We start from the raw sequence: 340 nt of genomic DNA on the forward strand, positions 1-340 counted from the left end.
CACAGGACGACTTCAATCTGCGCGGCGCGGTGCGCACCGGCGCGGACGGCAAGTACGAAATCCGCACGCTCATGCCAGTCGGCTACGGCTGCCCGCCGCAGGGCGCGACGCAGCAACTGCTGGACCGCCTCGGCCGCCACGGCAACCGTCCGGCGCACGTGCACTTCTTCGTGACGAGCGACGGCCATCGCAAGCTGACGACGCAGTTCAACATCGAAGGCGCTCCGCTGATCTGGGATGACTTCGCGTATGCGACGCGCGAGGAACTGATCCCGCCCGTCACGACGAAGACCGGCGGCGCGGCGCAAGGGCTGAAGGCCGACGCGTACCAGGACATCAC

Annotated in this window: 1 pseudogene; it reads left to right on the top strand. The window is 67.9% G+C overall.

Annotated elements, in window-relative coordinates:
• A pseudogene (locus SB751_RS28855) lies at window positions 1–340 on the top strand (catechol 1,2-dioxygenase); the annotation flags it as partial.

It is taken from the genome of Cupriavidus sp. SIMBA_020 (assembly GCF_046535395.1).
GTDB classification, from domain to species: domain Bacteria; phylum Pseudomonadota; class Gammaproteobacteria; order Burkholderiales; family Burkholderiaceae; genus Cupriavidus; species Cupriavidus campinensis.